This window comes from Pseudomonadota bacterium, assembly GCA_036141575.1.
Classification (GTDB): domain Bacteria; phylum Pseudomonadota; class Alphaproteobacteria; order UBA2136; family JAPKEQ01; genus JAPKEQ01.
Genome location: JAYZXF010000012.1, coordinates 64259 through 72140, shown reverse-complemented (window position 1 = coordinate 72140; position 7882 = coordinate 64259). Strand labels below are relative to the sequence as shown.

At 47.7% G+C, this 7882-nt stretch carries 10 protein-coding genes; 1 reads left to right on the top strand and 9 read right to left on the bottom strand.

Annotated features, from left to right (window positions below):
* The 6 genes from gyrA to VX730_06135 form a co-directional block, all read right to left on the bottom strand.
* On the bottom strand, positions 1-2640 hold a 2640-nt coding region (gene gyrA, locus VX730_06160; protein ID MEC9291969.1), incomplete at its 3' end, for a DNA gyrase subunit A.
* Positions 2641-2853: 213 nt separating this feature from the next.
* On the bottom strand, positions 2854-3123 hold the full coding sequence (locus VX730_06155) for a hypothetical protein (GenBank protein MEC9291968.1): 270 nt from the start codon (positions 3121-3123) through the stop codon (positions 2854-2856).
* Positions 3124-3150: 27 nt separating this feature from the next.
* Complete coding sequence (locus VX730_06150) at positions 3151-3417, bottom strand: hypothetical protein (protein MEC9291967.1); 267 nt, start codon at positions 3415-3417, stop codon at positions 3151-3153.
* 121 nt (positions 3418-3538) lie between these two features.
* Complete coding sequence (locus VX730_06145) at positions 3539-3973, bottom strand: hypothetical protein (GenBank protein ID MEC9291966.1); 435 nt, start codon at positions 3971-3973, stop codon at positions 3539-3541.
* 149 nt (positions 3974-4122) lie between these two features.
* Positions 4123-4308: a hypothetical protein gene (locus VX730_06140; GenBank protein ID MEC9291965.1), complete on the bottom strand. Its 186-nt coding sequence runs from the start codon at positions 4306-4308 to the stop codon at positions 4123-4125.
* A gap of 169 nt (positions 4309-4477) precedes the next feature.
* Complete coding sequence (locus VX730_06135; protein MEC9291964.1) at positions 4478-4651, bottom strand: hypothetical protein; 174 nt, start codon at positions 4649-4651, stop codon at positions 4478-4480.
* A 172-nt stretch (positions 4652-4823) separates the two neighbouring features.
* Between VX730_06135 and VX730_06130 the strand changes: the two genes are divergently transcribed.
* Positions 4824-5276 (top strand): hypothetical protein, encoded by a 453-nt coding sequence (locus VX730_06130; GenBank protein MEC9291963.1) that lies wholly within the window; start codon positions 4824-4826, stop codon positions 5274-5276.
* A 101-nt stretch (positions 5277-5377) separates the two neighbouring features.
* Here the strand turns inward: VX730_06130 and VX730_06125 are convergent, their stop codons facing one another.
* The 3 genes from VX730_06125 to VX730_06115 form a co-directional block, all read right to left on the bottom strand.
* On the bottom strand, positions 5378-5659 hold the full coding sequence (locus VX730_06125) for a hypothetical protein (GenBank protein ID MEC9291962.1): 282 nt from the start codon (positions 5657-5659) through the stop codon (positions 5378-5380).
* 333 nt (positions 5660-5992) lie between these two features.
* Entirely contained in the window at positions 5993-7699 is a 1707-nt protein-coding gene (locus tag VX730_06120; protein MEC9291961.1) for a diguanylate cyclase, read from the bottom strand.
* On the bottom strand, positions 7699-7878 hold the full coding sequence (locus tag VX730_06115) for a hypothetical protein (protein ID MEC9291960.1): 180 nt from the start codon (positions 7876-7878) through the stop codon (positions 7699-7701). Before VX730_06115 ends, VX730_06120 begins: the two co-directional genes overlap by 1 nt.
* Positions 7879-7882 lie beyond the last annotated feature (4 nt).

The following is a 7882-nucleotide window of genomic DNA, read 5'->3' as shown; positions in this document are numbered from 1 at the left end:
AGCTTCTTCATCTTCTTCCATCAGGTGCGCAGGGATACGTGTCACGCTGCTTGCTTTTGCACCTTTTGTTTTGAAGATCGTTACACCTTGCGTGTTACGGCCTACACAGCTAATGCCATCAGCTGTTGTACGGATCACCTGGCCATCTGTTGTGATGATCATGATGTGGTCACCGTCACCAACTGGTAGGCTGGCTGTTACTGGGCCATTACGCTCAGACGTCTTAATCGAGATCACACCCATTGTGCCACGGCTTTTCGCTGGGTAGTCTTCCGCAAGCGTACGCTTACCAAAGCCATTTTCAGTGATGGATAGGATGTACTTATCAGCTTCCTTATCAACAATCACGTCCATGCTTACAAGCTCGTCACCGGCTTTCAGGCTCATACCCTTCACACCGTAAGCTGTACGGCTGGCAATCGTACGCAGTGTTTCCACTGGGAAGCGTACCGCTTGGCCGTTCTTAGAACATAGGAACACGTCGCCTTCTGCTTCTGGGCAGATACGAACACTTACAAGTTCGTCACCATCGTTTAGGTTAATCCCTTTAATACCACCACTGTGTACGTTAGAGAACGCGTTTAGAGGTGTTTTACGGACAAGACCTTCACGTGTCGCAAACATAGCAACCATGCCTTCCCAAGCTTCTGCGTCTTGTGGCGCTGGAAGCACTTTAAGAACGCGCTCGTCTTTCTCAATCGGTAGCAGGTTAATAAGAGCCTTACCACGTGAACCAGCGCTGGCTACAGGAAGTTCCCATACCTTCAGCTTGTACACTTTACCGTTGCTTGAGAAGAAGAAAACAGGATCGTGTGTGTTCGCAACAAGGAACTCTTGTACCTGCTCATCTTCGTTCTTCATGTTGGCAAGAGACTTACCTTGACCACCACGGCGCTGGGCACGGTAAGCATCCATTGGCTGACGCTTCACATAACCATCGCTAGAGATCGTCACAACCATCTCTTCTGGCTTAATCAGGTCTTCGATGTCCATCGTTGCGGCACCATCCTGCATTTCAGTACGACGCTCAGCCGCACCTTTCAGGCTTAGAAGGTCACGCATTTCCATCAGCTCATCTTTAATCAGAGCCATCATCACTGGACGGTTCGATAGAATCTCAACGAGTTTTTCAATCACTTCAGAAATATCTGTCGCTTCTTGAACAATCTTCTCACGCTCAAGGCCAGTTAGGCGGTGTAGGCGAAGATCAAGAATCGCTTGCGCTTGAATGTCACTCATGTGGTAAATCTTGCCGTTTGGCATCGCTTCACCAAGAAGCTCAATCAGGCTCACAACGCTTTCTGCGTCAAAGTCACGCGCCATAAGTTCAGCTTTTGCAGCTGCTGGGTCTGGTGCGTTACGCACAATCTTAATCACATCATCAATGTTCGCCACAGCCAGTGCAAGACCAACCAATACGTGAGCACGGGCACGCGCTTTACCAAGTTCAAACTTAGTACGGCGTGTCACAACGTCTACACGGTGGTTAATGAAGCATGTCAGAATCTCTTTTAGACCCATTAGCTTCGGACGACCACGGTCTAGAGCGAGCATGTTATATGAGAAGCTCGACTGTAGCGCTGTATGCTTAAACAGTTGGTTCAGAACAATCTCGTGGCTGGCATCACGGCGGATTTCAATCACCACACGTACACCTTCACGGTTACTCTCATCCTGAATGTGTGTAATGCCGTCAATCACCTTGTCACGTACCAGTTCAGCGATACGCTCAATCAGGCGAGATTTGTTCACCTGGTATGGGATTTCCGTAATAATCAGAGCATCTTTGTTGCGGATTTCTTCAACGTGCGTCTTACCACGCATCATCACTTTACCGCGACCTGTCATCATAGCGGCCTTAAAGCCATCACGGCCCATGGCAATACCACCAGTTGGGAAGTCAGGCCCCTGTACAAAGCCAAGTAGCTCGTCAGTTGTACATTCTGGGTTATCAATCTGGAATGCTGTCGCATCAATCATTTCAAGTGGGTTATGTGGCGGAATGTTTGTCGCCATACCAACGGCAATACCACCAGAACCGTTAATCAGAAGGTTCGGGTAGCGTGCAGGAAGCACTTCTGGCTCCATGTCGTTACCATCGTAGTTTGGACGGAAGGTTACTGTGTCCTTCTCAATATCCGTTAGGAGCGTAGACGCGGCACGAGACATACGTGTTTCCGTGTAACGCATGGCAGCGGCGTTATCACCATCCATCGAACCGAAGTTACCCTGACCATCTTGCAACTGAACACGCATAGAGAAATCTTGCGCTAGGCGTACCAAGGCATCGTAAATTGCGCTATCACCGTGTGGGTGATATTTACCCATTACGTCACCGACTACACGAGCAGATTTCTTGTACGGGCGGTTCCACTCATTACCAAGCTCTTTCTGTGCGTAAAGAATACGACGCTGTACAGGTTTAAGACCATCACGTACATCTGGAAGGGCACGAGAGACAATTACACTCATGGCATAGTCAAGGTAGCTCTTACGCATCTCATCTACAATAGAGATCGCGCTTACGCCTTGCATGTTCAGTGGCCCATCGCCACCGTCATCACCACCGCCAGCAACAGCCACATCTGTGCCTGTATCTTGCATGTCTTCTGTTCCGTTATTTTTGATGTCATCGCTCATAGGATCACTCCGTCTTTTCGCGCGTCTCAGATGCGCTGTTTTCTTTTTATTTATAAATAGGTGTCAACTATACCACACCCCCCTTTCACCTCCTAGTTTTTCGGCGTTTTTCAGGCAAAAAACAGGTCTTTTTTGACTATTTTTTAGGCACCTTGTTTTATAAGGGTTAAAAACAGCAAAATCCCCCGTAAAAACGGGGGATTTGCAATCGGTTTAGTTGCCTGTGGGCGTATCGGCTTCATAGCTGTCGCCAAGAATATTTCTTTGCGCCTGCTCTGAAAGCTCATGGACAGGTTTGCAGTCCATACCAACACCATCAGCATCAATGATGACAAGGCAGTATTGCTGGGAGGTCTGATCATAGTAACCTGTCATTGCACTGCGCTTATTGCTCAAGCCAGTAGTTTGGTTCAGCTGAACAACTTCAGCTGAGGCTGCAAGAGGAGCAGCAACAAGGGCTGCGGCAAGAAGTAACTTTTTCATGTGGGATAACTCCAATTGAAGAGAAGCTTAATTCAGCGGGTAGTCAGGGTTGGGCTCAATGCCCATCACAGCCAAGCGCTCAGCGCCAAGCTGTGCATAAGTAAAGCAGGACGAAGTCCATTTGTTACCTTTGTCTTGTGAAATGCACACCAAACCCACATCCACCAAATGAATGATTTTTGGGGCAGTGAAATGATCACCTTGATCCATCAAGTTGCCAGTGACAACTTCAGTGGCCATGGCCATACCTGCAGACAACGTTAAGGCACAAACGCCTAAAACAAGCTTTTTCATTGGATTTACTCCATCAAAAGAAAAGAGAAATAGATAAGAATTGCACTAAACGTATACATTCATAATTTACCTGTCAATAAGATAAGAAAAACCTCCCCTAAGGGAGGCTTTCTTTTTTCGATTATTTGGTTCGGTAGGAAGGCTCAATGCCCAGATCGTCAATGCGCAGCCAACCGAACTCTTCATAGGTGAAGACCGATTGGCCATGACCATGTTCATAGCGCTGCACTTCAAGGATAATGAGGCCCAGCTCAGGAACATGTACCACACGCTTGCGTTCTGCGCCGTCTGTGGTCACAAACTCTTCCACGCGATCAAACGGCATGCGGCTCATGAAGCCTTCGCCCATTTTTTCGCTGGTGTAGCAACTGAAGCCAAAGCCCCAAGTGTGCTTATCCTCTTCAAAGCACACCACATCAAGGTCGGTGTAATGGACAACTTCCATGCTGTTGGCCGACGGGTTGTTAAACGCGTAGGGCCGCTCCACGATTTCTGTTGCGAGGGCTGCACCAGCAGTCAAAGCCAGTGCACAAGCGCCAAAAAGCAACTGTTTCATGAGGATATCTCCTTTCAAGAGACAAAGGGACGACATAAGATGACGGGTATTACTGCTGATATGGGGGTCTTTTTTGACCTTTCAAGGCCTTAAGGCATAAAAAAGCGCCTCCCCAAATGAAAGGGAGACGCTCTTATCTTCAAATCGATTTACTTCCGGTTTTTACCCGGAAGGCGGATACAACCGCCATTGCCATCCTTACGGATGCACGCATTGGTGCCGCCACCCTTGCTGGTGCTGATGGTTATGCCACCACCAAACAGAGTGATCGACTGCGCGCTGACAGGGCCAGCAACAAGAGTCACAGCCAGAACGGTTACAAACAAAGCTTTCATGGGTCTCTCCTCGAGAAAAACGCATGCCTCAATATCAGCAGAATGCTGACATTTACCAAAAGGCACACACAGTTATAGTGCTTTCTTATGCCCCTCCCCACAAACCAAAGCACAAAAAAAATGGCACCCTGAGAGGGGCGCCATCTGTTCGTTTGAAAGACCTATTGGATTACTCGCCTTGCAGCGCATCACCCACACGGTCGAAAGCTTGGATAGCAACCGACACTTCTTTGATGTTCGGATCTTCCGAAGCGCTGTATGTGATGCGGACGGTATCACCTTCACGCACCCACTTCAGCTCAACGAAGTTTTCCGAGTTGCCAAAGAACTCCAGCCCATCCACGCCTGCAACACGCAGGAAGGTCGCACGTATTCATGGTTAGGTAATTTCTTATGTAACGGTATTCAAATACTACATTTTCAACATAACTGACAATATATTTGACATTTTAGAGAATTAACACCATAAATGTATACAAATAATTCTCCCTTTTCTTTTCTCTAGGAGTTTAATCATGGGTAAATCTAACCCGAAACTGTTTATTATTGTGCTTGTCGCCTTTGCCGTTGTGGTTGTGATGGCCATGCTGCTCACCGCCATATCAGGCATGCGGCAAGCCAATGAAGAACAACCACCCCTGCCCTGCTCAGACGTGAGTATGGTTCACATCTACCATATGACCCAAGTAGGTGAATGGGACCGTTGGGAAGCTGATGCCGAAAATGCAGCCTCAGTTTTGGTGGCAAAGCGTATGGGTGGAAACCTGTGGGAACGCTACCAAACTGTCCCAGACCTGCAACAGCAGTACCAGAACACCTACCAAGAGGCCAAGTCCTATACAGCAACATCTGGTGCAGCCTGTGTTTGGGCAGAGCAAGACGCGCTCTTCCAGCAGCTGAATGCAACGCACATGGAAATTATGACCATCTACAACGATATCGTTGCCGCCGATGGCAACCGTCGTTAAACGATACAAAGCCCCCGTTTTTGCGGGGGCTTTGTCATTTCATGAACCTCAAAAAGCAAACGCCCCCTAAAAGGGGACGTTCTCGATTTCTTCAGGGCTCCTTAACGAAAAGGATTCTCCTCAGGAGACAAGTCTCCTTTTTCTTCCATCTTGAGGGCCATAGAGCGAACCATGAAGCCTGTGTTCCAACCGGATTGTTTCCATTCTTCACGAGAATGGCATGCGCGATCAAAACGAGCGGAAGTGATGCACCAGTCACCACTGTGCTGAACTTCCAGCACAATTTTTTCACCATGTGCTGTATCAACAACATAAGGCTTTGCCATGGCGGTACCAGCCAGAGCAAGAGTTGCAAAGATTGCGGAAGCGATCAGTTTTGTCATCTCAGTTTTTCCTTGAATCAGAAACACATATATCCTGCCAGCGGAATGCTAGCGAATCAAAAAAGGTAAACAGATATATATGAGTACTCTTATAGGTAGCATAAGAAACAATAGCTGACAGAGAGACACACGAGGAATGCCGGCCTACGCGAGTGCGCAGTGAAACGAAGCCAAAACCTTAAGAGGTTTTGAGCGGTTTAAAACAACTAAAAACAGAGCGAAGGCTGTTTTTGAAGAATAACGTTTTAAACCAAGACCATAGATTGCGCTGGATTTTATTTTGTAAAATCTACGATTTTCAAAATGAAAGACTGAAAGCAAGCCAATAAAAAACTAACGCGCTTTTTTAACACCATACATGCTTTCGTCAGCCACCTTAATAAGGCTACCGATGTCTTTACCATCTTTCGGGAATTGTGCGAGGCCCACTGAGCCGCCTAATTCAATATTAGAGCCTTCCCAAAGCACAGGCTCTTTGAGGATTTTTTCAAGGTCACGCTTCAGCTTGTTGGCATTCACTTTTGTTGTGCCAAGCGTCAAGGCACAAAACTCGTCTCCACCCATGCGGCAGATCATCGCCTTGCTGCTAAGCACGTCTTGCATGCGCTGCGCCATGACTTTAAGAACAGTGTCCCCTGCTTCATGGCCGTAGGTATCGTTAATTGGCTTAAACTTATCCAGATCAATGTAAAACACGCTTGCTGTCTTGTTCTTAGCAAGCTTCGCATCTGCTTTACTAAGGAAGCCTGAACGATTGTAGAGCTCTGTCAGCGCATCACGGCTTGCCACGCGTGAACGGTAGTTACGTGCCACCATCTGGCTTTGGCTACGCACCAGCGCGTACTTACCACCGCCCGCATGTACCACTTTGAGCGTCCCTTCAGGAACACCCAATAATTGAGCCGCCTTTTTACTGTCTCCACCCGTGTAGGCCATTGTCATTTGAATAATATCAAAGTCATCACGCGCACTCTTTGCATGGTGAATGGGCGCAAGGTCATCAGACTGAATCGTCAACGCACGCTTCACGTCTGCCATAAAGTCACCTGTACGCTCTTTTTCAAACTCTTTATGCACACGCAGAAATACTGAGAAACCAGAACCAATACACATAATGATACTAGAGAGCAGCAGAATTTTACCGCGCTCACCACTAAACATCGTCTCGTTCATCATGAAAGCTGGGTTAAGTGTCATCAGGTATTCAATCACGTAAGTCATCAGCGGGACAAAGGCGAGCATCGCAAGGATGTTGTCTGCCTTGAGTTTATAACTTGCCGACCAGAAGCAGTAACGCCCAACGCTGGCAATAACAACACCATAAAATAGACCACACCAAATGCTTGGCGCATGAGCGTAACGAATGAGATCTGGGAAGAAACCAACCACTGAGCTACTTGGGAATACATATGCCTTAAGCAGAGATCCTGTAAACACCAGAACAAGGAACATCATCGCCGTTACAAAACTTACAAAGCCAACCACACGGGCTTTATCACGCATGTTACCTTCTTCCTGCGCTGTCTGTGACTCACTATGACGCTCGGCAAAGATCACTTCACCGGCTTGCACAAGACCAATCCCCATGACAATCATAATAATGATGCTCAGGTGTGCTGGGTTTTGAATCATAAACAGCAGTCCAAGACCAATCACAACAAAGATAAGCCCCACCCAGTCGCTCATGCCTTTATAACGCTTAAAGATAATCCACGACATAAGAAGAGACACAGGAATCGCCATACGGCCAAACAGGCTCACTTCAGTGGCACTCACATAGCGCGCAAGGTACACATCCAGCAGGAAGATCCCAACAGCGGAAATACCGTAGGCCCACGTGGCAGGAGACCGGAGCGTTGCACTCACAAGCTTACCCGGCCCTGCAAACAGCGAGAGCATCATACCTGTTGCAATCACACTCACACAGGTAAAGACAATCGCCTCAATATCGTAAAGGAGTGCCGCAAAGCGCACCATAATGTTAAAGAGTACACTAAAGGCAACAACGGCAGAGGCTTGAATCAGTCCAGTCAGTAACATTACGCACCGACTCCTGTAATCGCCATCATCACAAACACCACAAGAATCACAGCCATAAGCGCAATAGACACCGCCCATGTGTAGATATCAGCCTCTGTTGCAGAGACAATAATCTTCATATCACCACGGCGCTCGCCTTTTTTACGCGGTTCACTGAGTTTCTTACGGCGATCTTCCATGAGA

Bases quoted from the DNA above. Each gene is read 5' to 3' on its own strand.
- VX730_06155 (MEC9291968.1), bottom strand. From the start codon at position 3,123: ATGAAAAAGTTACTTCTTGCCGCAGCCCTTGTTGCTGCTCCTCTTGCA.
- VX730_06130 (MEC9291963.1), top strand. From the start codon at position 4,824: ATGGGTAAATCTAACCCGAAACTGTTTATTATTGTGCTTGTCGCCTTT.
- VX730_06140 (MEC9291965.1), bottom strand. From the start codon at position 4,308: ATGAAAGCTTTGTTTGTAACCGTTCTGGCTGTGACTCTTGTTGCTGGC.
- VX730_06125 (MEC9291962.1), bottom strand. From the start codon at position 5,659: ATGACAAAACTGATCGCTTCCGCAATCTTTGCAACTCTTGCTCTGGCT.
- VX730_06120 (MEC9291961.1), bottom strand. From the start codon at position 7,699: ATGTTACTGACTGGACTGATTCAAGCCTCTGCCGTTGTTGCCTTTAGT.
- VX730_06145 (MEC9291966.1), bottom strand. From the start codon at position 3,973: ATGAAACAGTTGCTTTTTGGCGCTTGTGCACTGGCTTTGACTGCTGGT.
- VX730_06150 (MEC9291967.1), bottom strand. From the start codon at position 3,417: ATGAAAAAGCTTGTTTTAGGCGTTTGTGCCTTAACGTTGTCTGCAGGT.
- VX730_06115 (MEC9291960.1), bottom strand. From the start codon at position 7,878: ATGGAAGATCGCCGTAAGAAACTCAGTGAACCGCGTAAAAAAGGCGAG.